The organism is Flavobacterium sp. PL02, assembly GCF_035013205.1.
GTDB lineage: Bacteria > Bacteroidota > Bacteroidia > Flavobacteriales > Flavobacteriaceae > Flavobacterium.
On record NZ_JAYGJP010000009.1, the window covers coordinates 80,009 to 102,465 of the forward strand.

The 22,457-nt window shown below is 32.6% G+C and carries 21 protein-coding genes; 20 read left to right on the top strand and 1 reads right to left on the bottom strand.

Annotated features, from left to right (window positions below; translation table 11 throughout):
• Positions 1-49 precede the first annotated feature (49 nt).
• The 15 genes from uvrC (at position 50) to SHI72_RS19860 (ending at position 18,628) form a co-directional block, all read left to right on the top strand.
• The gene (gene uvrC / locus SHI72_RS19790) at positions 50-1,849 is read left to right on the top strand and encodes an excinuclease ABC subunit UvrC (protein ID WP_323491144.1); all 1,800 of its coding nucleotides are present in this window, start codon (positions 50-52) and stop codon (positions 1,847-1,849) included.
• Between the two features lie 4 nt (positions 1,850-1,853).
• Complete coding sequence (locus tag SHI72_RS19795; RefSeq protein WP_323491145.1) at positions 1,854-2,354, top strand: XAC2610-related protein; 501 nt, start codon at positions 1,854-1,856, stop codon at positions 2,352-2,354.
• A gap of 73 nt (positions 2,355-2,427) precedes the next feature.
• Positions 2,428-4,797 (top strand): patatin-like phospholipase family protein, encoded by a 2,370-nt coding sequence (locus tag SHI72_RS19800; RefSeq protein WP_323491146.1) that lies wholly within the window; start codon positions 2,428-2,430, stop codon positions 4,795-4,797.
• Between the two features lie 256 nt (positions 4,798-5,053).
• Positions 5,054-6,211, top strand: a complete 1,158-nt coding sequence (locus SHI72_RS19805; RefSeq protein WP_039113171.1) for a homogentisate 1,2-dioxygenase — start codon at positions 5,054-5,056, stop codon at positions 6,209-6,211.
• 112 nt (positions 6,212-6,323) lie between these two features.
• Positions 6,324-6,686, top strand: a complete 363-nt coding sequence (locus SHI72_RS19810) for a four helix bundle protein (RefSeq protein ID WP_323491147.1) — start codon at positions 6,324-6,326, stop codon at positions 6,684-6,686.
• Positions 6,687-6,779: 93 nt separating this feature from the next.
• Positions 6,780-7,940, top strand: a complete 1,161-nt coding sequence (hppD, locus tag SHI72_RS19815; protein ID WP_039113173.1) for a 4-hydroxyphenylpyruvate dioxygenase — start codon at positions 6,780-6,782, stop codon at positions 7,938-7,940.
• A gap of 292 nt (positions 7,941-8,232) precedes the next feature.
• Positions 8,233-9,000, top strand: coding sequence for a DUF3108 domain-containing protein (locus SHI72_RS19820; protein ID WP_323491148.1), 768 nt, complete (start codon positions 8,233-8,235; stop codon positions 8,998-9,000).
• A complete protein-coding gene (locus SHI72_RS19825) occupies positions 9,000-9,941 on the top strand; it encodes a tryptophan 2,3-dioxygenase family protein (RefSeq protein ID WP_323491149.1) in 942 nt (313 codons plus the stop codon). Before SHI72_RS19820 ends, SHI72_RS19825 begins: the two co-directional genes overlap by 1 nt.
• 46 nt (positions 9,942-9,987) lie before the next feature.
• Positions 9,988-11,181, top strand: a complete 1,194-nt coding sequence (locus SHI72_RS19830; protein ID WP_369827398.1) for a M23 family metallopeptidase — start codon at positions 9,988-9,990, stop codon at positions 11,179-11,181.
• Positions 11,182-11,216: 35 nt separating this feature from the next.
• Positions 11,217-11,837: a hypothetical protein gene (locus SHI72_RS19835; RefSeq protein WP_086894932.1), complete on the top strand. Its 621-nt coding sequence runs from the start codon at positions 11,217-11,219 to the stop codon at positions 11,835-11,837.
• Complete coding sequence (locus SHI72_RS19840; RefSeq protein ID WP_323491150.1) at positions 11,837-12,589, top strand: hypothetical protein; 753 nt, start codon at positions 11,837-11,839, stop codon at positions 12,587-12,589. Before SHI72_RS19835 ends, SHI72_RS19840 begins: the two co-directional genes overlap by 1 nt.
• Positions 12,590-12,723: 134 nt before the next feature.
• Positions 12,724-14,367 (top strand): glucose-6-phosphate isomerase, encoded by a 1,644-nt coding sequence (pgi, locus tag SHI72_RS19845; protein WP_323491151.1) that lies wholly within the window; start codon positions 12,724-12,726, stop codon positions 14,365-14,367.
• 320 nt (positions 14,368-14,687) lie between these two features.
• Positions 14,688-17,504, top strand: coding sequence for a TonB-dependent receptor (locus SHI72_RS19850; RefSeq protein WP_323491152.1), 2,817 nt, complete (start codon positions 14,688-14,690; stop codon positions 17,502-17,504).
• A gap of 105 nt (positions 17,505-17,609) precedes the next feature.
• Positions 17,610-18,032, top strand: coding sequence for a hypothetical protein (locus SHI72_RS19855; protein ID WP_039113183.1), 423 nt, complete (start codon positions 17,610-17,612; stop codon positions 18,030-18,032).
• A gap of 86 nt (positions 18,033-18,118) precedes the next feature.
• Positions 18,119-18,628 (top strand): septal ring lytic transglycosylase RlpA family protein, encoded by a 510-nt coding sequence (locus tag SHI72_RS19860; protein WP_323491153.1) that lies wholly within the window; start codon positions 18,119-18,121, stop codon positions 18,626-18,628.
• Here the strand turns inward: SHI72_RS19860 and SHI72_RS19865 are convergent.
• Positions 18,621-19,076 (bottom strand): DinB family protein, encoded by a 456-nt coding sequence (locus SHI72_RS19865; protein WP_086894936.1) that lies wholly within the window; start codon positions 19,074-19,076, stop codon positions 18,621-18,623. The two genes, SHI72_RS19860 and SHI72_RS19865, sit on opposite strands and share 8 nt — an antisense overlap.
• Positions 19,077-19,151: 75 nt before the next feature.
• Here SHI72_RS19865 and SHI72_RS19870 point away from each other — a divergent pair, with 75 nt between their 5' ends.
• The 5 genes from SHI72_RS19870 (at position 19,152) to nadD (ending at position 22,249) form a co-directional block, all read left to right on the top strand.
• Positions 19,152-19,505 carry an arsenate reductase family protein gene (locus SHI72_RS19870; protein ID WP_039113186.1) on the top strand — a complete coding sequence of 118 codons (354 nt, stop codon included), beginning with the start codon at positions 19,152-19,154 and terminating at the stop codon, positions 19,503-19,505.
• A gap of 58 nt (positions 19,506-19,563) precedes the next feature.
• Complete coding sequence (locus SHI72_RS19875; RefSeq protein ID WP_039113187.1) at positions 19,564-20,424, top strand: YicC/YloC family endoribonuclease; 861 nt, start codon at positions 19,564-19,566, stop codon at positions 20,422-20,424.
• A 71-nt stretch (positions 20,425-20,495) separates the two neighbouring features.
• Entirely contained in the window at positions 20,496-21,068 is a 573-nt protein-coding gene (gmk, locus tag SHI72_RS19880; RefSeq protein ID WP_035617693.1) for a guanylate kinase, read from the top strand.
• Positions 21,069-21,129: 61 nt separating this feature from the next.
• Positions 21,130-21,552 carry a DoxX family protein gene (locus SHI72_RS19885; RefSeq protein ID WP_039113188.1) on the top strand — a complete coding sequence of 141 codons (423 nt, stop codon included), beginning with the start codon at positions 21,130-21,132 and terminating at the stop codon, positions 21,550-21,552.
• Between the two features lie 115 nt (positions 21,553-21,667).
• A complete protein-coding gene (nadD, locus tag SHI72_RS19890; RefSeq protein ID WP_039113189.1) occupies positions 21,668-22,249 on the top strand; it encodes a nicotinate (nicotinamide) nucleotide adenylyltransferase in 582 nt (193 codons plus the stop codon).
• Positions 22,250-22,457: the final 208 nt, after the last annotated feature.

The window sequence follows — 22,457 nt, forward strand, 5'->3', positions numbered from 1 at the left end:
AAACTCAAAAGAATTATAAAATTCAAACTCAAAAGTTTAAATTTGTTGTATGCAGACTCCTCTCGAACTTCAAATCCAAACTTTACCAGATAATCCTGGCGTATATCAATATTATGATAAAGATGGAAAAATATTATATGTAGGCAAAGCCAAAAATTTAAAGAAAAGAGTTTCTTCTTATTTCAATAAAATTCATGATACTGCCAAAACCAATGTTTTGGTAAAGAAAATTGTAACTATAAAACACATTGTTGTTCCTACCGAAACCGATGCGCTTTTGTTAGAAAACAACCTTATAAAAACCCTACAACCGCGCTACAATGTATTGTTGCGTGATGATAAAAGTTATCCTTGGATTTGCATAAAAAGAGAACCTTTTTCGCGTATTTTTTCTACACGCAGAATGGTCAAAGATGGTTCAGAATATTTTGGTCCATATACCAGTTTTAAAACCGTACATACAATCCTCGATCTTATAAAAGAGCTATATCCGCTTAGAACCTGTAATTTCGATTTAAGCAAATCAAACATTGATAGTGGTAAGTTTAAAGTATGTTTAGAGTATCATATTGGTAATTGCAAAGGACCATGCGAAGGACTACAAACACTAGAAGATTATCAAAAACAAATCGATGCTATTCGCGAAATCCTAAAAGGAAATTTTAAAGAAAGCATGAAAGATTTTAAGCGCCATATGACCCAATTGGCGCAAGATTTACGATTTGAAGAAGCACAAAAAATAAAAGAAAAAATAGAAATTCTGGAAAATTACCAATCCAGATCGACTATTATAAATCCTAAGATTACCAACATCGATGTGTTCTCGATAGTTTCAGATGAAAGCGCGGCGTATGTCAATTTTCTTCAAATTTCGCATGGCTCGATTATTCGTTCTCATACTTTAGAAATCAAGAAAAAACTAGACGAAACCGATGCCGAATTACTAGAACTTGCTATAATTGAGCTGCGTGAGCGTTTCCAATTATTATCCAAAGAAATCATTGTTCCTTTTGAAGTCGATTTGGGAGAAAACATTAAAGTTACCGTTCCACAACTAGGCGATAAAAAACAGATTCTGGATTTATCGATTAGAAACGCTAAGTTTTACCGAATCGAACAACTCAAGCAATTACAAATCGTAGATCCCGACCGTCATACCAAGCGTATTATGGCACAAATGCAAAAAGATTTACGCCTTCCAGTTGAGCCACGTCATATAGAATGTTTTGATAACTCCAACATACAAGGAACAAATCCCGTTGCAGCCTGCGTAGTTTTTAAAGATGGAAAACCAAGCAAAAAAGACTATCGTCATTTTAATGTAAAAACCGTCGAAGGTCCAGATGATTTTGCCTCTATGACCGAGATAGTATATCGCCGTTACAAAAGATTATTAGATGAAAATGAACCTCTGCCACAACTTATAATTATCGATGGAGGAAAAGGACAATTATCATCGGCTTTAAAAAGTATCGACGAACTCGGATTACGTGGTAAAATCACAATAATAGGTATCGCCAAACGTCTCGAAGAACTCTTTTATCCTGGAGATTCAGTCCCATTATATCTAGATAAAAGATCCGAAACTCTAAAAGTAATTCAGCAATTACGAAACGAAGCACACCGATTCGGAATCACATTCCATCGGGACAAACGTAGTAAAGCCGCATTAAATTCCTCTATAGAAAGTATTCCCGGAATAGGCGAAAAAACCATGCTTACATTAATACAACATTTTAAAAGTGTAAAACGATTAAAACTGGCAACCGAAAAAGAAATAGCAGATGTTGTAGGTCCATCCAAAGCAAAAAAAATAACAACATTTTACAGTAACAGCAATCAAGAATAACCTCATGAAAATAATCCTTTTAAACATCATTCTATTATTTTCATACCATAGTTATAGTCAAAAGAATATTGAAATTAATCAAAAAGATAACACTCAAATAAAAATAAAAGCGATTAATGATTTCGAAAAATTAGAAATCACCACTTCTAAAAATAATAAAACACAAATTATAGATAGCATAGAAACTTCAATTTCAGACAGAGAAATGCATTTTGCAATTGAAGATTATAATTTTGATGGCTATCAAGACTTTTCTACCTATCATCTAGACGATGGAATGGGAGTTTACACCATATTTCAACTTTTTATTTACGACCCAATAAGCAGTCAGTTTAAACAATTAAAAATGCCTCGAAACTTCGGACCAGAATGCGATGAGTTTTGCGACATCCAAATAAACAAAAAGAAAAAAACAATTCAATCAAGTTGTCGAGGTGGTGCACGATGGCATACTGACGTTTGGAAATTCGACAAAAACAAAAACCTTATATTATTGAAGAAATAATGTTATTAAAACAAAAATGACATATAAAGCTCGATAATATTTCCGACTTTTACAGAACAAACCAGCTATTTCTATGAGCCTCATCCAGCTGTCCATTACAAATACTCGATTAAAAAACTTTTTTTCTATTGCAAAAAAAGGAGCTTCTTGGGTCGCTCTTTTTCTACAAGAAAAAATAGCTTTTCTTCACTCACAGTTTTCCATTCCCATCTGGGGCATAAAAACATTAGTTGTTTTAATAACATTAGGTTTCACTCAAAACACATTTGCTCAGGATACTATAAAAAAAGATAAAAATGATCCCTCTTATCGTCCAAAAATTGGTTTGGTATTAAGTGGTGGTGGAGCCAAAGGATTTGCTCATATTGGGGTATTAAAAGTTCTGGAAGAAGCAGGAATCAAAATCGATTATATAGGAGGTACCAGTATGGGATCCATCATTGGCGGACTTTATGCATCTGGTTATAATGCATCTCAAATTGATTCAATTTTTAAGAGAACTAATTTTGATGATTTAATAAATGACTACATTCCAAGATCATCCAAAAATTTTTACGAAAAAAGAAACGACGAATTATACGCTATAATTTTACCCTTTAGCAATTTTAAAATTGGAATTCCCGAAGCACTTTCTAAAGGGATGTACAACTATAATTTATTAAGCAGCCTTACTCGAAACGTAAGACACATCCGCGATTTTAATCAGCTACCAACACCATTTTTATGCATTGCTACCAATATCGAAACTGGCGAAGAAGTATTGCTTAACAAAGGAAATTTGGCGCAAGCCATGATTGCCAGCGCAGCATTCCCTTCCCTATTCTCACCTGTAGAAATAGACGGAAAACTACTCGTAGATGGTGGAGTTGTAAATAATTATCCTATAAAAGAAGTTCGTAATCTAGGCGCAGATATTATCATAGGTGTAGATGTTCAGGATGATTTATTAGATCGAACAAAACTGAAAGATGCTACTCGTATATTAGTACAAATAACCAATCTTCAATCTATCGATAAGATGAAGAGAAAAATAAAAAACACCGATATATATATCAAACCAGATATTAAAGAATATGGTGTAATCTCTTTTGATAAAGGAGAACAAATTATCCGAAGAGGAGAAGATGCAACCTTTGCGACTTACGAAAAAATTAAAGCATTGGTCGAAAAACAAGGTTATTACAAAAAACCTGAGTTAAAAGTAGCTTCAGACACATTGCAAATCGAAGATATAAATTGCAATCACCTGGAAAATTTTACTCACGAATATATTACAAGTAAATTACGCTTTAAAGCAGGATCAAAAATAACTTATAGTGACCTTTTAAAAGGTGTCAATAATATTAATGCCACCCAAAACTTTAGTGCAATTTCCTATTCATTAGATCCAAATGGAACTCGTGATGACTTAAATTTAACTTTAAAAGAAAATCCAACTCAAACCTATCTAAAATTTGGTTTGCATTATGACGGACTTTACAAAAGTGCAATTTTAGTAAATCTTACCCACAGAAAAACGCTCTTTAAAAACGACATTACTTCATTGGATATCATTTTAGGAGATAATTTTAGATACAATCTTGACTATTATATCGAGAACGGATTTAATATAAGCTTTGGGTTCAAATCAAGACTAACACAATTTAATCGAAATATAACTCAAGAACTAAGTAGTCCACTTCTTAAAAGTACAGATCCTAATTTAGTTAATGTTGATTTTCTCGACATAACTAATCAAGCCTATTTTCAAACACTTTTTGTCCAAAAATTCCTGATAGGTGGAGGAGTCGAATATAAATATTTAAAAATACACTCAAAGACCTTAGCCGCTATAGACCCAAACATAGACAAAAGCAGTTACTTTAGTTTATTTGGATATATGAATTATGACACCTTCGATAATAAAGATTTTCCTAAAAGAGGATGGGGTTTTTCAGGTAATATTCAATCTTATCTATTTTCTTCAAATTACACAAATGTCTTTGAACCTTTCTCTACTGCAAAAGCAGAAATTGGTGTAGCAAAAACCATATTCAATAAGGCAACTGTAGTTTTTAAAGCTAATGCAGGACTTACTTTTGGTCAAACAAGTGTACCATTTTTCAATTATGTTTTAGGAGGATATGGTTATTATAAATTAGATAATTTTAATTATTTCTACGGATATGACTTTTTAAGTCTTGCCGGAAACAGTCTTATAAAAGCCGAAGCAACCTTTGATTACGAAATATTCAAAAAAAATCATATTAATTTCACAGCCAACTTTGCAAACCTTGGAAACAATATTTTTGAAGGAGTCGAGTGGGTTTCAGTACCAAAATACACAGGTTATGCCGTAGGTTATGGCTTAGAGACAATAATAGGTCCTATAGAAATAAAATACTCCTGGTCGCCTGAAAACACCAAAGGCTATACATGGTTCAAAATAGGTTTTGTGTTTTAATTTAGTTTTTTAGAAAAAATTTATGTTATAAATAATATAATATGTAATTTTGATTCATAAAAATTACGACATTTGTTATAATGAAAACAAAATGGACAGGTTTATTAGAGTATCTTCAATTCCTTATCAAGAGAAATCCTGAATAAAACTACCGAATTGAGATAATTAGTCAATTACACAATATTGAGCTAATTATCTGTTCACACAATTCAAATTTTTCGAATTATCTAATTTAAAATTATCTAATAGAAAAGCCATGCCATTATATCATAAACTTGGAGATTTTCCTCAAAAAAGACACACCCAATTCGAAAAACCTAACGGAGGGTTATACTACGAACAATTGTTTGGAACCGAAGGTTTTCACGGACATTCGTCATTGTCTTATCATGTTCACAGACCAACACAAGTAAAAGAAATTTTAAATTCTTATTCGGTTGAACCAAAAATTGCAATCGGAAAAAACATAAAATCATTACTTTTTAAAGGTTTTGAACTTAAACCTGAAAATGATTTTCTTGACAGCCGCAAAGCCATGTTAGTCAATAAAGACTGTATTATAGGTTTAGCAGCTCCAAAAGAATCCCTTAGAAAATATTACTACAAGAATGCCGATGCCGATGAAATGCTCTTCATCCATAAAGGAAAAGGAAAACTAAGAACCATGCTTGGGAATATCCCTTTTGAGTATGGCGATTATTTAATCATTCCGAGAGGTATTATTTATCAAATAGAATTTGAGACCGAAGAAAACCGCCTTTTTTATGTCGAATCCTTCGCTCCTTTTTATACCCCAAAACGTTATAAAAACCAATCAGGTCAGCATTTAGAGCATTCTCCATTTTGTGAGCGTGATTTTATTTTGCCAAACGAATTGGAAACACATGACGAAAAAGGTGATTTTTTAATTAAAATCAAAAAAGAAGGCATGATTCACGAAGTAGTTTATGCCACTCATCCTTTTGATGTTGTGGGTTGGGATGGATATAATTTCCCATACGGATTCTCGATTCATAATTTCGAGCCTATAACTGGTCGTGTACACCAACCGCCACCAGTACATCAAACTTTTGAAACGGCAACTTTTGTCGTTTGCTCATTCTGCCCAAGACTTTACGATTATCACCCGAAAGCAATTCCGGCACCATACAATCACAGCAATATAGATTCTGATGAAGTACTATATTATGTTGATGGTGATTTTATGAGTCGTAATAATATTGAGCAAGGTCATATCACTTTACACCCAAAAGGAATTCCGCATGGTCCAGCGCCAGGCGCAATGGAGCGTAGTATTGGTCACAAAGAAACTCATGAATTAGCCGTAATGGTTGATACTTTCCGCCCACTTATGGTCACGGAAGAAGCAATGGGTCTTGATGATGGACAGTATTACAAATCCTGGACGGAATAGTTAGTCAATGTGCCAATTTGATAATTAGAAAATTCAATTAATTAATTTGTAACTTTAAACCTACAAATTAATTATCTCATTAGCGAATTTTCTAATTATCAAATTAAAACAAATGACTTTCAACGAAAAATATAAAGACAACGCTCTTTTAATTAAAACATTCAATTTCGCATTAAACATAATTGATTACACGACTGAACTTCAAGAACAAAAGAAATTCGTAATTGCAAATCAGTTATTAAAAAGCGGAACATCAATTGGAGCCAATTCAAAAGAATCTCAAAACGCAGAAAGTAAAGCCGATTTTATACATAAATTAAAAATAGCCATTAAGGAAGCAGACGAAGCAGAATATTGGTTGTTCTTATGTGATGCTCATAGAGGCTATCCAGACTGTAAAGGATTATTAAATGAATTATCCGAAATTTTAAAAATTTTAAACAAAATAATATCAACATCTAAGATGAAAAAATGAGATAATTAAAGAAATGTGTCAATTAGAAAATTAATTTAATTAGCACATCAAAAATTATCTAATTTTCTCATTATCAAATTATCAAATTATCAAATTATGAAACAGGTAAAATCAGTAGAATACGGATTAGAAAAAATCTTTGAAGGAGCACAAGATTTCCTTCCGTTATTAGGAACAGACTATGTAGAATTCTACGTAGGAAATGCAAAACAATCAGCACATTATTACAAAACAGCTTTTGGTTACCAATCATTAGCTTATGCAGGATTAGAAACAGGAGTAAGAGATAAAGCATCTTACGTTTTAAAACAAGACAAAATAAGACTTGTTTTAACAACCCCTTTAACACAAGATTCACCAATACACGAACACCTTAAAAAACATGGTGATGGTGTAAAAGTTGCCGCTCTTTGGGTTGAAGATGCAAGAAGCGCTTACGAAGAAACTATGAAACGTGGTGCACGTTCATTTATGGAACCAACTGTCGAAAAAGATGAATTTGGAGAAGTAGTACGTTCTGGAATTTACACTTACGGAGAAACAGTTCATATTTTTGTAGAAAGAAAAAACTATAATGGTGTTTTCTTACCAGGTTATAAAGAATGGAAATCAGACTATAATCCAGAACCAACAGGATTAAAATATATCGACCATATGGTTGGAAATGTGGGATGGAATGAAATGAACACATGGGTTAAATTCTACGAAGACGTTATGGGATTCGTGAATTTCTTATCGTTTGATGACAAACAAATCACAACAGAATATTCGGCCTTGATGAGTAAAGTAATGTCTAACGGAAACGGAAGAATTAAATTCCCAATCAATGAACCAGCCGAAGGAAAGAAAAAATCTCAAATAGAAGAATATTTAGATTTCTATGGCGGACCAGGAATTCAGCATATTGCCATCGCAACCGATGATATCATAAAAACAGTATCGCAATTAAAAGCGCGTGGAGTTGAGTTTTTATCTGCTCCTCCGCACACTTATTACCAGGCAATTCCTGAAAGATTAGGTGTTCATATGGATATGATGAAAGAAGATATCAACGAAATTGAAAAATTAGCAATTATGGTCGACGCTGACGAAGATGGGTATCTATTACAGATTTTCACGAAGCCAGTTCAAGACCGTCCTACCCTATTTTTCGAAATAATTCAAAGAATGGGAGCTAAAGGATTTGGTGCTGGTAACTTTAAAGCACTTTTTGAGTCGATTGAGAGAGAACAAGAATTGCGAGGAACGCTGTAAAAACGCATTTTTTATGCATTATGTGAAAAAATCCTCTTTAAACCGATGCTTTTTTTGCAAATGATATGTTAAACTCACTTTTTTACTATTATTTTTAATGTCTTTATATCTATCTTTGCACTCGCAAAACAGGAGGGGGTGGTTTCCTTCCTAAATTGATATAAATTTCATAATTTATAGTTTTTTGGTTAGTTAATAGCATAAAAACTCAGTCATTCCTTGACTGAGTTTTTTTGTTTTAATACATTTGGAATAGAATTTGCATTTATTTTATAAATTGTCAAAGAATCTTATGAAAAAACTAATCCTCTCCATATTCGTAATCCTTACACTTAGCTTCGATACTCAAAAAGAAGACTCATTTGATGTAGGTGAATGGTTCAAATTCAGAATTCATTATGGTATCATAAATGCTGGATATGCAACACTCGAAATAAAAGATGCTACTGTAAACAACAAAAAAGTGTTTCATGCCGTGGGTAAAGGTTACACAACCGGAATGTCTCGTTTTTTCTTTAAAGTAGATGATTTATATGAAAGCTATTTTGACAAAGAAACTGGAAACCCATATCAGTTTGTACGAAAAATAGACGAAGGCGGCTATACCAAGAATCAAGAAGGTTTTTTTAACCAAGATGGACGTGTTCTTGTAAAAGATTACAAACACAAGACAGAGAAAACAATTGTTATTGGTAAAAACGTACAAGATATTATGTCCTCCTTTTACTATTTAAGGAACCATCCTAATATAGACAAACTAAAATCAGGAGAATCGATAACAATTGACATGTTTTTTGACGACGAAACAACAAAATTTAAGTTAAAATTCGTAGGTCGTGAGGATATTACAACTAAATTTGGAACCATTCCGACAATGATTTTTAAACCATTGGTACAATCAGGACGAGTTTTTAAAGAAAAAGAAAGCGTAACACTCTGGATAACAGATGACGACAATAAATTACCTGTCCGAATAAAAGCAGATCTTGCCGTTGGTTCTATAAAAGCCGATTTGGACGCATTCAAAGGATTAAAAAATCCATTTAAAGTAAAAAAATAATGAATATCACTGATAATTCAGAATCAATTTTAAAAGAAATTGATAAAAAATACCATGCTATTAACCAAAAAACAGACGTACAATTAGAAGGTCTGCTTTGGTCAAAACCTATTACGTATTGGGATTACATCCAAACTGATGCACTTTTAAATCTTCAAATACAAAGAACGACTCTTCCTGACGAAATGGTATTTATTATGTACCATCAGGTAAACGAATTAATCTTCAAAATGATTCTTTGGGAGATTGAGCAAGTTTCAGAAGTAGAAAATATTCAAACTGATTTTTTTAGTGAGCGCCTTTCTAGAATCACACGTTATTTTGATATGCTAACCAATTCATTTAGCATTATGGAAAACGGCATGGAAGCCGAGCAGTATATGAAATTTAGAAATACATTAACTCCTGCAAGTGGTTTTCAGAGCGCACAATATCGATTAGTCGAATTCTCTTCAACCGATGTAATTAATTTAACAGATCGCAGATACAAAGACCGCTTTGACGCAAATACCGACCTAGAAACTAGCTTTGAACATTTATACTGGCAAGCAGCTGGAAAAGATTATCAAACAGGTCAAAAATCATATTTACTTCAAGAATTTGAGAAAAAATACAAATCTCAATTTCTAACACAAATGAAAGAATACAAGACCAAAAATATTTGGCAAAAATTCAAACAACTTCCCGAAGAAGATCAAAAAAACCCAGCATTAGTTCAAGCAATGCGCCATTATGACCACACCGTAAATATTACTTGGGTAATGCAACATTTAAATACTGCCAGAAAATACATTCTTGAAAGCGGAAAAGGAAATGGAGAAGCAACAGGCGGAAGTGATTGGCAAAAATACATGCATCCTAAATACCAACGCAGGATATTTTTTCCAGAATTATGGAGTGCAGAAGAATTGGCCGACTGGGGAAATGAAAAAGAAATATAATTAATAAAAAAAGAAGAGTTTGAAACAAGTATCAGCAATTATAATAATGTTATTTTTAATAATATCATGTAATAAAACAACGGATAAAATTGAAACTAAAATTACCAAACCAAAACCACAAAAAGTTGATTTTGGGTTTAATTATGCTGACTACAATGTGGTTAATGACACTATAGAAAAAGGTGAAACTTTTGGGACTATTATCCAAGGACAAAACATTGGAAGCAAACAAGTCTATAATATTGTAGAACAAATTAAAGATTCATTTAATGTAAGAACCATTAGATACCATAAACCATACACCCTTCTTAGATCAAAAAACAAAACAAACGATTTACAAGTTTTCATATACCAACCCGACGCATTAAGCTACTACGTAGTCGACTTACGCGATAGTATTGCAAAAGCTTACAAAAAAGTAAAACCCGTCACCCTTAAACGAAAAATAATAGGAGGAGTTTTAAAAAGCTCCTTATCAGAAACTTTAGGAAATGAAAGTGTAGAAACTGCGCTTGCAAGCCGAATTACCAAAGTTTTCTCATGGTCTATCGATTTCTTCAAACTTAAAAAAGGAGATCGCTACGGATTAATTTTCACAGAACGTTTTATAAACGGCAAAACTTATGATGGTGTTGAAGAACTTGAAGCTGCATTTTTTGAATATAAAGGCAAAATTATATATGCCTTTCCATTTGAAAGAGACACAACTTCAGGAAAAGTTGAATATTATGATGACGAAGGAAAAACACTGAAAAACTTCTTCTTAAAAACGCCAATCAAATTTAGCCGAATCACATCTAGATTTACCGCCAACAGGTTTCACCCGGTACAACATACTTGGAAAGCACACAAAGGAACTGATTATGCAGCTCCAACAGGAACTCCTATTTCAACCACAGCTTCTGGAGTTGTAGAAGCTACTGGATATACAGCAGGAAACGGAAATTTTGTAAAAGTAAAACACAACGGTACTTATTCTACTCAATACTTACATATGTCCCGAATATTAGTAAAACGCGGGCAACGTGTAACTCAAGGACAAACTATCGGATTAGTAGGAAGCACCGGACTTGCAACTGGACCTCACGTATGTTATCGTTTCTGGAAAAACGGCGTTCAGGTAGATGCTCTTCGACTTAATTTACCTACTGGAGAATCTCTAACAGGAAATGAGAAAACCCGTTTCATGAAACAAATAGAGCCTTTAAAGAGAGAATTGGATAGTATTGGGAATATATAATTTTTACTGAAACACATTCTCTAAAAACAGGAACAATGAAAAACACTCGTCTTAAAGCAATTTATAATGAAACTTTTTCGGGTTTAAAACTATTTTACAGAGATACAAATTTGCCCGAAAATTTAATCTCAAATTATAAAGTCGGACAGATAATTCAAGAAAAAGGATTTACTGACATGAGTACCCTTGGCGGTGGGCTTTCGGGAAATTTCAGATATTTAATTGCAAGCGCTAACGCAAAAGATTTGTCAATATTCAATCCCGATTCAGCAAAGATTGGTCACTATCTATTAGATACTATTGCTTATTTTAAAGTATTAGATATTCAGAAAACTGAAGACAAAACACAAGTTTTTCTTTTAAACATTCCAGACAATTCATTAACACTATTTAAAAATTCATCTTCAAACCTGGAAGAAGAAATTACAGAAAAAGCAAGAGAGAAATTTATTACCAAAAGAAACTCGCCGCTAATTCCTGAACTACAAACCAACGATTGGAAAGAAAGAACCAAAACTCCAATTGGAATGAACGACAATGGCGAAATGTTCTTTGATGATTCAAAAATTAAAACGGAATCTCCAAAAAGAATAGAAATCAATACTGCCAAGAAAACAATTGAAGTAAACAAAAAACCTTGGTGGAAGATTTGGTGATGAAAAAACTACTCCTTATAATTATTATTTTAAGTATCACATCTTGTAAAAATGGCGTTGAAAAAACTGGAACAAAAAAAGTATTCCTAGAGCCCAATCAGATTTCTTATGATTGGCAATTATTCGCAGCTAAGAATGGCACATCAAAAGATTCTGTTTTATCAAATGACATTCAATTTATCAACGATTCTATTTTAAAAGGAAAATTCAAATTAGACATTTCTAAATATGAAGCTGAAAGCAAAATAAAAGAATGCTTGCCTTTTAGACTTAAAAAGAAAATGTTTGATGAATATTATAATGAAGGGTTTAATAATCTAGGAGATTTAAATGGTGACAAAAAAGAAGATTATGTTTTTGTTTTACATGCATTGAATTATTGCGAAGAAGGAGATTCTTATTACTTTACAGATAATAGCATTCCCCGAATTTTAACCGACTCTAATTGTTGCCATCCTTCAAGTATTATAAACATTGGAGACATTGATGAAGATGGTAAAAGCGAAATAGCCGAATATTATTCATCATGCGCAAGTAGATACAAAGCAATTACGATATATAGTTTAAAAGATTCTGAGTGGAAAGAAATTAAATCATTCTCTTTCGTTCTAAACGATGAATATTTCATTGACAAAGATTTTAAAAAGCTATTCAGAAAAACATCTAAAAATAATCTTGAATATTATGAAATTAAAGATGTCAACATAGAAGGCAAACTAGTTGCATCATGGGAGAAAATTAAAATCCAATAATCATTATAATAGTATTTAGCCACATAAAACGTTTTCGTAACTATTTGTTATATAATCGTGAAGCGTTACACTATTAAAAACTAATTTCAGTATTTTTGTGTTTTAATAACCAAATTTTCAATTAAGACAAAAAAATGGCTTTAAACACAACAAACCCAACTGGGACTGAAGCGTGGAAAAATCTACAAAACCACTATAACGCAATTCACGAAACTACGATACAAGAATTATTTCAACAAGATGCAACTCGTGTTGAAAAATTCAATTTACAATGGAATGACTTTCTACTAGATTATTCTAAAAACAATATTAATCAGGAAACTATCTCTCTTTTATTAGAGCTGGCAAATTCTATTGGATTAAAAGACGCGATCTCTCAATATTTTGGTGGTGAAATAATTAACCAAACTGAAAACAGAGCTGTTTTACACACTGCTTTACGTGCGCCAGAATCTGCTGTAATAAAAGTAGACGGAGAAAATGTAATTCCAGAAGTTTACGAAGTAAAAAACAAAATCAAAAAATTTAGCCATGAAGTAATTTCTGGAGAAAGAAAAGGTTTTACAGGAAAAGCATTTACTGATATTGTTAATATTGGTATCGGAGGTTCTGACCTTGGTCCAGTTATGGCAGTTGAAGCATTACAGTTTTACAAAAATCATTTAACTACGCATTTCGTTTCTAATGTAGATGGTGATCACGTAAATGAAGTTATCAAGAAACTAAACCCTGAAACTACATTATTTGTAATTGTTTCAAAAACTTTTACTACTCAGGAAACATTAACCAATTCTGAAACTATTAAAGAATGGTTTTTAAAATCGGCTTCACAAGAAGATATTGCAAAACATTTTGTTGCTGTGTCGACTAACATCCAAAAAGTAACTGAATTCGGAATTAATCCAGACAACGTTTTCCCGATGTGGGATTGGGTTGGTGGACGCTTCTCCTTATGGAGTGCAGTTGGTCTAAGCATTAGCTTAGCAGTTGGTTTTGATAATTACAACCAATTATTAGAAGGCGCTAATGAAACTGACGAGCATTTTAAATCAGCTGAATTTGACCAAAACTTACCTGTAATTCTAGCTTTATTAAGTGTTTGGTATAATAATTTTTTCGGTGCCGAAAGTGAAGCACTAATTCCTTACACTCAATATTTACAAAAACTTGCTCCATACTTGCAACAAGCAACAATGGAAAGCAATGGAAAAAGTGTAGGTCGTGACGGAAAACCTGTTAACTACCAAACAGGAACTATTATTTGGGGAGAACCTGGAACAAACTCGCAACACGCATTCTTCCAATTAATACACCAAGGGACAAAATTAATCCCAACAGATTTTATTGGATATGTAGAACCTTTATATGGTAACGAAGATCATCATAATAAATTGATGTCAAACTTCTTTGCACAAACCGAAGCTTTATTACACGGAAAAACGGCAGCACAAGTTCAGGCTGAATTTAACAAACAAGGACTTGCTGCAGACAAAGCCGCATTCTTATTGCCTTTTAAAGTATTTACTGGTAACAAACCAACAAATACTATTTTAATACAAAAACTAACTCCAAAATCTCTGGGTTCATTAATTGCCTTATATGAGCACAAAATATTTGTTCAGGGACTTATCTGGAATATATTTAGCTATGACCAATGGGGAGTAGAATTAGGTAAACAATTGGCAAATTCTATATTAGATGAGATCAATACAAAAACAGTAAAAAATCACGATAGTTCAACCTCTTTCTTGTTAAATCATTTTTTGAAGAATAAGTAAGAACTAGAAACTTATAGTACATAATCCACAAAAAGCTTATTGATTCTGGCAATCAATAAGCTTTTTCTTATAATACTAATCCTCAAGTTATTCGCTTTATCTAAAATTAACATACGCTCGCTTTTTATTGATTTTATTTTTTGATATTTTAACAAAAAACCATCCATAAAATTTAAAAAAATGCCATTTTCCTTAGTATAAATCAACAAAATCACTTTAATACTCAAGAGATTACGCAAAACGATATTTTCTTAACGTTTTGATAACATTATCCGATTAAAATGTTATAATTTTGCCAAAAACAATTAACTAAATAACAAATGAAGACAATGAAAAATTGGTTACTCACGGGACTATTGTTCATGATGGTTTCAACCGTATTTTCGCAAGGAAAAATCACAGGTACAATTACCGATGGTTCTAATTCTTTACCTGGAGCTAATGCTGTAGTTAAAGGGTCATCAGACGCTGGCTCAAGCGATTTTGATGGTAAATTTTCTATTACAACTTCAGTAGCCTCTGGAGAAGTAGTTGTTTCTTACTTAGGTTACGACTCTAAAACAATTAAATTTTCTGTTTCTAATGGAGGAACTGTTAATTTAGGAGCTATCGTTTTAACATCAAACTCTAACCAACTAGACGAGATTGTTGTAAAAAGTACTGTAGTTGATATCGCTAAGGACAGAAAAACTCCTGTTGCTGTTTCTACTATTAAAGCTTCAGAAATCCAAGCAAAATTAGGAACTCAAGAATTTCCTGAGGTTTTAAGAAATACTCCTTCAGTTTACGCTACAAAAGGTGGTGGTGGATACGGAGACTCAAGAATCAACATTCGTGGATTTGACCAAAAAAACATTGCCGTAATGGTTAATGGTATGCCAATTAATGACATGGAAGGTGGAACTGTTTACTGGAGTAACTGGGCTGGACTTTCTGATGTAACTTCTGCAATGCAGGTACAAAGAGGTTTAGGTTCTTCTAAACTTGCTGTTTCATCTGTAGGGGGAACAATAAACATTGTAACTAAATCTTCTGACATCAAACAAGGAGGTTCATTTTCTTCTGGATTTGGTAATGCAAATTATTTAAAATTACAAGGATCTTACAATACTGGAAAATTAGATAACGGACTTTCTGCTTCTGTATTATTATCTCAAACAATGGGAGACGGATATATTAACGGAACTGAATTTGAAGGAACTAACTACTTCGTAGCTTTAGGATATGCTACAAAAGATAACAAACACGATTTTCAATTTACTGTAACTGGTGCACCACAATGGCACAACCAAAGAAGTACAGTTTCTACAATCGAAACTTATCAAAAATACGGTTCTATTGACAACCCAAATACAAGATACAATGCTGATGCAGGATACTTGAATGGTGAGAAATATAACATCAGAAAAAACTACTACCACAAGCCAGTTGCATCTATTAACTGGGATTACAAAATAAACGAAACTACTAAATTATCAAGTGTACTTTATGCTTCATGGGGACGTGGAGCTGGAGCAAGTGCTACAGGTGGAATTGGAGGTTTAAGTTACAACAACCAAGCTTTTTTACTACCAAATGGTATGGTAGATTATAACAGAATCCAAGCTTGGAACTCTGGTCAAGGTAAAGTTAATTTTAACGGAGCTGACCAAACAAGAACACAAGTTGGTGGTGTTTTCCAAAACAGCTCAGCTACGGGTAGATCAGGAAGTGCACCTAATTATACTTACAACACAACATCTGGAATTTCTCAAACTTCATCTATCAACTCTCATGACTGGTATGGTGCAGTAATCAACTTGAATAAAAAATTAAGCAATACATTAACTTTAGATTTTGGAGTTGATGCTAGAACTTACAAAGGATACCACTTTACTGTAGTTAATGACTTATTAGGTGGTGGAGAATTCTTCGACAACAGTGTTGCCGATTTAAAACCAGACGGAAGACACCTTACTACAACTTATGACTCAAGAGTTCAATGGAATCCTTTCGAAAATAAGGATTATGAGAAAATTGCTTTCAACAGTACTGGAAATGTAAGATGGTATGGTGCTTTTACTCAACTTGAGTATTCTAAAGACAACTTAACTGCATTTGTTCAAGGAGCAATCTCTCAACAAGGATACCAAAGAGAAGATGATTTCTTATACAAAACCTCTGATCCATTATCTTCTACAGATTATAAAAACATCTTAGGTGGTAACGTAAAAGGTGGTGCAAACTACAATATTAACGAGAAAAATAATGTGTATGTAAATGCAGGTTACTACTCAAAACAACCATTCTTTAATTCAGTTTACCCTAATAACAAATCTACAGTAAACCCTAACGTTACTAACGAAAAAATTACTGGTTTTGAAGCTGGATACGGATTCCGTTCTCGTTTCTTCAATGCTACTGTAAACGTTTACAACACAACTTGGAATGACAGATACTTAAAAGGTAACGCACTTCCAGATTCTCCTGGAGTTGTTGGTAACACAACTTACACAGAATATTTAGGACTAAACGAAGTTCACTCTGGAATTGAGTTTGAAGCAAATTCTAACATTACAGATAAATTAAAAGTAAACGCAATGTTCTCTTACGGAATTTGGGAATACAAAGGTAACGCAACTGTTAATGCATATTTCCAAGCAGACAACACTCCAGTTCCAGGATTCACAGGAGTTCCAGTTTACATGGACAAAGTAAAAGTAGGTGATGCTGCACAAATGACAGCTTCTTTAGGAGCTTCTTATGAAGTTTTACCAAGAGTAACTGTTGATGCTAATTACAATTATAATGATAATTTATATGCAGGATTAAGCCCTATTAACTTTGCATCTCCAGATAATAAAGGTGCATTAGAGTTACCTAATTACGGAATAATGGATGCAGGTTTCTCATACAAAATGCTTGTAGGTAAAGACAAAGATAAATCAATGAATTTTAGATTAAACGTAAACAACGTTTTAGACAAAATTTATATTGCAGAGTCTAGAACCAATTTTTTTGCTGACGATTTTGTTAATGGAAAAAATGGACCTACTTATGCTTCAGCTGGAAAAACATATGATGGTATAGCTACAGGAAACCAAGTATACTTTGGTTTCGGAAGAACTTGGAACTTTACTTTACGTTACGATTTCTAAAAAAATCACAACATAAAATTCACAAAAACGGCATTGGCTTTTTAGCTTAATGCCGTTTTTTTATGCCATATTTTTGCTTATATTTGTTTAAAAAACTTTAGTTCTATGTACGAATTCATACAAAAATTTCACTCAGGATGGGCTTATATTGTCTTAATCCTTCTATTAGTTGCAGTTATAAATGCAATTATTGGTTTTACCTCAAAAAAAGATTTTACACCAACAGATCGTAAAATTGGTCTTTTTACATTAATCGCTACTCATACGCAATTACTAATCGGATTAATCCTTTATTTCGTTTCTCCTCTTGGAAAAGCTGCTTTCGGACAAATGTCAAACGCGGACCTTAGACTTACATCATTAGAACACCCATTAATCAATATTATAGCTATCATTTTGATAACTATCGGATGGTCAAAACATAAAAACCTGACTACAAGCGAGTCAAAATTCAAAACATTTGCAATTTTTTACGGATTAGGATTAGTACTGATTCTAAGTAGATTACCATGGAAGTTATGGTTCTAAAAACACAAATAAAGCCCTAATTACAGGGCTTTTTTTAATTTCGGCATATTATTTGTGTAAGTATATCCATCTTAAAAATAAAATTTATGAGTAATAAAACAACCATCATACTATCTATCCTAATCATTACTTTTTTAAGCTGTGGTTTTTCATATCTAAACAGTCAAACCAAACCAGTAGATCCTAAAGTAATACAGGATACTTTAAAAAACCAAAAAAATAAAACTGTTGCCTCCCCTACTAATACAGAAAAAGACTCTATAACTATAGATAAAAATTCCAAATTAAAAATTTACAAAAAATCTGCTCACGCTTCCTATTATTCAGATCGTTTTAATGGTCGAAAAACTGCAAACGGAAGCCGTTTCAACAACAATAAATATACTGCTGCCCACAAAAAACTTCCGTTTGGTACTAAAGTAAAAGTTACAAACGAAGCCAATGGAAAATTTGTAATTGTAGAAATCACAGATAGAGGCCCATTTGTAAGAACACGTGAAATAGACTTATCAAAACGTGCTTTTATGGACATCACTAAACACAAAGGTGCCGGAGCAATGACTGTAACTATCGAAACAATAGAAAAAATTAAATAAATTTTCGGATACTCATCATGATTCCAACATGGAGTGCTTCATGGTAGTTGTTAAAAGACAATGCATCTTCAATATTTTTAAAGATAAAACCAAGACTTGTTGTTAACTCATTATATGTTTTAAACGCATTAGCATTATAATCTGCTTCTGTTTTCTTTATAGTTTCAAAAAGCAAAGATTTAATTTCTTGAAGTTCTGCTTGTGATACATCACCTTCAGGCTTGGTGTCTTTTCTATATTTTGCAACCAACTCGTCCGAAACCATCATTGGCAGTCCTGATAGCTTATAAACCAGAAGCTGCTGTGTAACAACAATATGTGCAACATTCCAAATTATATTATTATTAAATCCCTGAGGAACTTTGTTTAATTGCTCTAATGAATAATTATCTAAAAATTGTAAAATTAAATTTCTGCTTACTCTAGTTGCTTCAAATGCTTGATTCATGATTATGTTTTTTTTTATAAAAATAAACAATTTAAATATTAAATGAATTTTCTTTGCACTCAAAACTTTGATACTATGAACAAAATATACTACCTCGCTTCTTGCGATACTTGTCGTAAAATTATAAAAGGATTACCTAAAGATAATGACTTGGTTTTTCATGACATCAAGCAAAATCCAATTACTGAAACTGAGCTTGAGGAAATGCACCAACTATCTGGTAGTTATGAGGCTCTATTTAGCAAAAAGGCTCAATTATATAAATCTATGGATTTAAAAAACAAATCCCTGACCGAAGCCGATTTTAAGAAATACATATTAGAACATTATACTTTCTTGAGCCGACCTGTCTTTATTATTGACGAAAAAATATACATTGGCAACTCGCAACAAAATATCTTACAGGTAATGAAGGTTTTAACCAAATAACCATCATCAACAATACACCAAATATTTCATTATCTTTGCCCCTCTATATCCAATTTATATGATACAATCCATGACAGGGTTCGGCAAAGCTTCTTTGCAATTACCAACAAAAAAAATTACTGTAGAAGTAAAATCGTTAAACAGTAAAGGTTTAGACCTTAATGTGAGAATGCCTTCACTTTACAGAGAAATGGAGTTGGGTTTACGCAATCAGATTGCACTGAAACTAGAAAGAGGTAAAGTCGATTTTTCTATTTTTATCGAAAGTACTTCCGAACAAACATCTACGAAAGTAAATGTTCCTATCGTGAGAATTTACATCAACCAACTGAAGGAAGTTTATCCTGAAGCAGATGAAACTGAATTAATGAAAATGGCTATTCGTATGCCAGACACATTAAAAACGGAACGTGAAGAAATTGATGAAAATGATTGGGAGCAGATTCAAACTGTAATCGAAGAAGCTTTACAAAACATCTTGAATTTTAGAAAAGATGAAGGTGAATCTCTTGAAAAAGAATTTCAATTACGAATAGGTAATATCCGTCAGTACATGACAGATGCTTTAGCATTAGACCCAGAACGTGTTCAGGCTATTAAAGACCGTTTGCAAACTGCAATTTCTGAACTTAAAGTAAATGTTGATGAAAATCGTTTTGAGCAAGAACTTATCTACTATCTAGAAAAACTAGATATAACTGAAGAAAAAGTACGCTTGACCAATCATCTTGATTATTTCCTTCAAACTATCGATGGTACTGAAGCCAATGGTAGAAAATTAGGTTTTATAACTCAAGAAATGGGACGTGAAATCAATACTATGGGTTCTAAGTCTAATCATGCTCAAATGCAAAAATTGGTCGTGATGATGAAAGATGAACTTGAGAAAATTAAAGAGCAGGTTTTGAATGTTTTGTAAAAACTAGAAACCAAAAAAGATATACTAAATAAAAGCTTAAAGCATAATGCTTAAGGCCAAAAGCATAAGTAATGAAAAAAGGGAAATTAATCGTATTCTCAGCACCTTCCGGTTCAGGAAAAACAACCATCGTTAGACATTTATTAAGTAAAGAAGATTTAAACTTAGAATTTTCTATTTCAGCAGCCTCACGTGAACCTCGCGGAGAGGAAGTTCATGGAACTGATTATTACTTTATTTCATTAGAAGAATTTAAAAAGCATATTAAAGCCGAAGATTTCCTGGAGTGGGAAGAAGTGTATCGTGATAACTTTTACGGGACTTTAAAAAGCGAAATCGAACGCATTTGGGCTTTAGGAAAAAATGTGATTTTTGACATTGATGTTTCTGGAGGATTACGTATTAAACATAAATTTCCTGAAGAAACTCTTGCCGTTTTTGTAAAACCACCAAGTATCGATGAGCTGAAAATTCGTTTGAAAAAACGCTCGACCGAAAGTGAAGACAAAATCAATATGCGTATTGCAAAAGCATCTGTAGAACTGGCAACTGCTCCGCAATTTGATAAAATCATCAAGAACTACGATTTGGATACTGCCAAAGAAGAAGCTTACCAACTGGTAAAAGAGTTTATTAATAAATAAGATCACGCTCTAAAAAGCAATATAAACGCCAATTATTTTAAAAATAAAAAACAGTACTATTATGAACAGATTATTTCAGGTAAAAAGAAGCGAAAACAAAGTCGATTTTATTATTCTTATAATCCGATTATCAATTGCAACATTGATGATTTTTCATGGTTTACCAAAGTTAAATACACTTTTAGCCGGAGGTGAAATTCAATTTCCGGATCCTCTGGGAGTAGGAAGTACGTTTTCTTTAGGTCTTGCTGTTTTTGCCGAAGTTGTTTGTTCATTTCTTATTGCAATAGGTTTAGCAACAAGATTAGCTTCGATTCCTTTAATAATAACAATGTTAGTTGCTGTATTTGTTGTTCACGGAGCTGACCCAATCGATGTTAAAGAAATGGCGATTTTATATCTATTATTTTATTTACTTCTTTTTGTAACAGGAAGTGGTAAATTCTCGATAGACAATTTCATTAGTAAAAAGAGTCGTTTTTAAGCTTAACAGCTATTATTTTAGAACAATTTGAAAGTAAAAAAGACAAAACCTCATCCAGTTAAAATACTGATGTAGTTAAAGCTATTTAATCTATCAAACAAAAATTACCTTTTTTATGAAAATTGGTCTTTATTTCGGAACTTTCAATCCCATACATGTTGGGCATCTTATCATTGCCAATCACATGGCAGAACATGCCGATTTAGACCAGGTTTGGATGGTAGTTACACCTCATAACCCTCTTAAAAAGAAAGATACTTTGCTAGACGATTACCATCGTTTACAAATGGTTCATTTGGCTACAGATAGTTTTGATAAATTAAAACCTTCGGATATTGAGTTTAAACTCTCTCAGCCTAATTATACTGTAAATACATTAGTTCATTTACAAGAAAGATATCCTAATCATGAATTTTCATTGATTATGGGCGAAGACAACTTGAAAACACTTCATAAATGGAAAAACTACGAAGTGATTCTACAAGATTATGACATTTATGTTTATCCAAGAATTTCATCTGAAGTAGAAAATTTAGAACTAAAAAATCATCCTAAAATTCATTTAATAGATGCGCCAATTGTAGAAATATCTTCTACTTTTATTCGTAATAATATTAAAGAAGGAAAAAATATTCAGCCACTATTACCCGAGAAAGTCTGGGAATATATTGACCACAATAATTTTTATAAGAAGTAAAAAAGCTGTCTGAAAAATATTTTTCAGACAGCTTTTTTTATCATTTTAAAGATTCTTAACACACAATCTTGTCTTTTCGACGAAGGAGAAATCTACACAAGTAGCTCCTTCCTAATGTTGTGAGTCCTTGTCGAGTTTCTAGTGGAGATTTCTCCTTCGTCGAAAAGACAAATACAACGGCAAAACAAACATTGCTAATAACGGATTA

Excerpts from the sequence above, each read along its gene's own strand:
- uvrC (WP_323491144.1), top strand. The coding sequence starts at position 50 with ATGCAGACTCCTCTCGAACTTCAAATCCAAACTTTACCAGATAATCCT.
- SHI72_RS19795 (WP_323491145.1), top strand. The coding sequence starts at position 1,854 with ATGAAAATAATCCTTTTAAACATCATTCTATTATTTTCATACCATAGT.
- SHI72_RS19800 (WP_323491146.1), top strand. The coding sequence starts at position 2,428 with ATGAGCCTCATCCAGCTGTCCATTACAAATACTCGATTAAAAAACTTT.
- SHI72_RS19805 (WP_039113171.1), top strand. The coding sequence starts at position 5,054 with ATGCCATTATATCATAAACTTGGAGATTTTCCTCAAAAAAGACACACC.
- SHI72_RS19810 (WP_323491147.1), top strand. The coding sequence starts at position 6,324 with ATGACTTTCAACGAAAAATATAAAGACAACGCTCTTTTAATTAAAACA.
- SHI72_RS19820 (WP_323491148.1), top strand. The coding sequence starts at position 8,233 with ATGAAAAAACTAATCCTCTCCATATTCGTAATCCTTACACTTAGCTTC.
- SHI72_RS19825 (WP_323491149.1), top strand. The coding sequence starts at position 9,000 with ATGAATATCACTGATAATTCAGAATCAATTTTAAAAGAAATTGATAAA.
- SHI72_RS19830 (WP_369827398.1), top strand. The coding sequence starts at position 9,988 with ATGTTATTTTTAATAATATCATGTAATAAAACAACGGATAAAATTGAA.
- SHI72_RS19835 (WP_086894932.1), top strand. The coding sequence starts at position 11,217 with ATGAAAAACACTCGTCTTAAAGCAATTTATAATGAAACTTTTTCGGGT.
- SHI72_RS19840 (WP_323491150.1), top strand. The coding sequence starts at position 11,837 with ATGAAAAAACTACTCCTTATAATTATTATTTTAAGTATCACATCTTGT.
- pgi (WP_323491151.1), top strand. The coding sequence starts at position 12,724 with ATGGCTTTAAACACAACAAACCCAACTGGGACTGAAGCGTGGAAAAAT.
- SHI72_RS19850 (WP_323491152.1), top strand. The coding sequence starts at position 14,688 with ATGAAGACAATGAAAAATTGGTTACTCACGGGACTATTGTTCATGATG.
- SHI72_RS19855 (WP_039113183.1), top strand. The coding sequence starts at position 17,610 with ATGTACGAATTCATACAAAAATTTCACTCAGGATGGGCTTATATTGTC.
- SHI72_RS19860 (WP_323491153.1), top strand. The coding sequence starts at position 18,119 with ATGAGTAATAAAACAACCATCATACTATCTATCCTAATCATTACTTTT.
- SHI72_RS19865 (WP_086894936.1), bottom strand. The coding sequence starts at position 19,076 with ATGAATCAAGCATTTGAAGCAACTAGAGTAAGCAGAAATTTAATTTTA.
- SHI72_RS19870 (WP_039113186.1), top strand. The coding sequence starts at position 19,152 with ATGAACAAAATATACTACCTCGCTTCTTGCGATACTTGTCGTAAAATT.
- SHI72_RS19875 (WP_039113187.1), top strand. The coding sequence starts at position 19,564 with ATGATACAATCCATGACAGGGTTCGGCAAAGCTTCTTTGCAATTACCA.
- gmk (WP_035617693.1), top strand. The coding sequence starts at position 20,496 with ATGAAAAAAGGGAAATTAATCGTATTCTCAGCACCTTCCGGTTCAGGA.
- SHI72_RS19885 (WP_039113188.1), top strand. The coding sequence starts at position 21,130 with ATGAACAGATTATTTCAGGTAAAAAGAAGCGAAAACAAAGTCGATTTT.
- nadD (WP_039113189.1), top strand. The coding sequence starts at position 21,668 with ATGAAAATTGGTCTTTATTTCGGAACTTTCAATCCCATACATGTTGGG.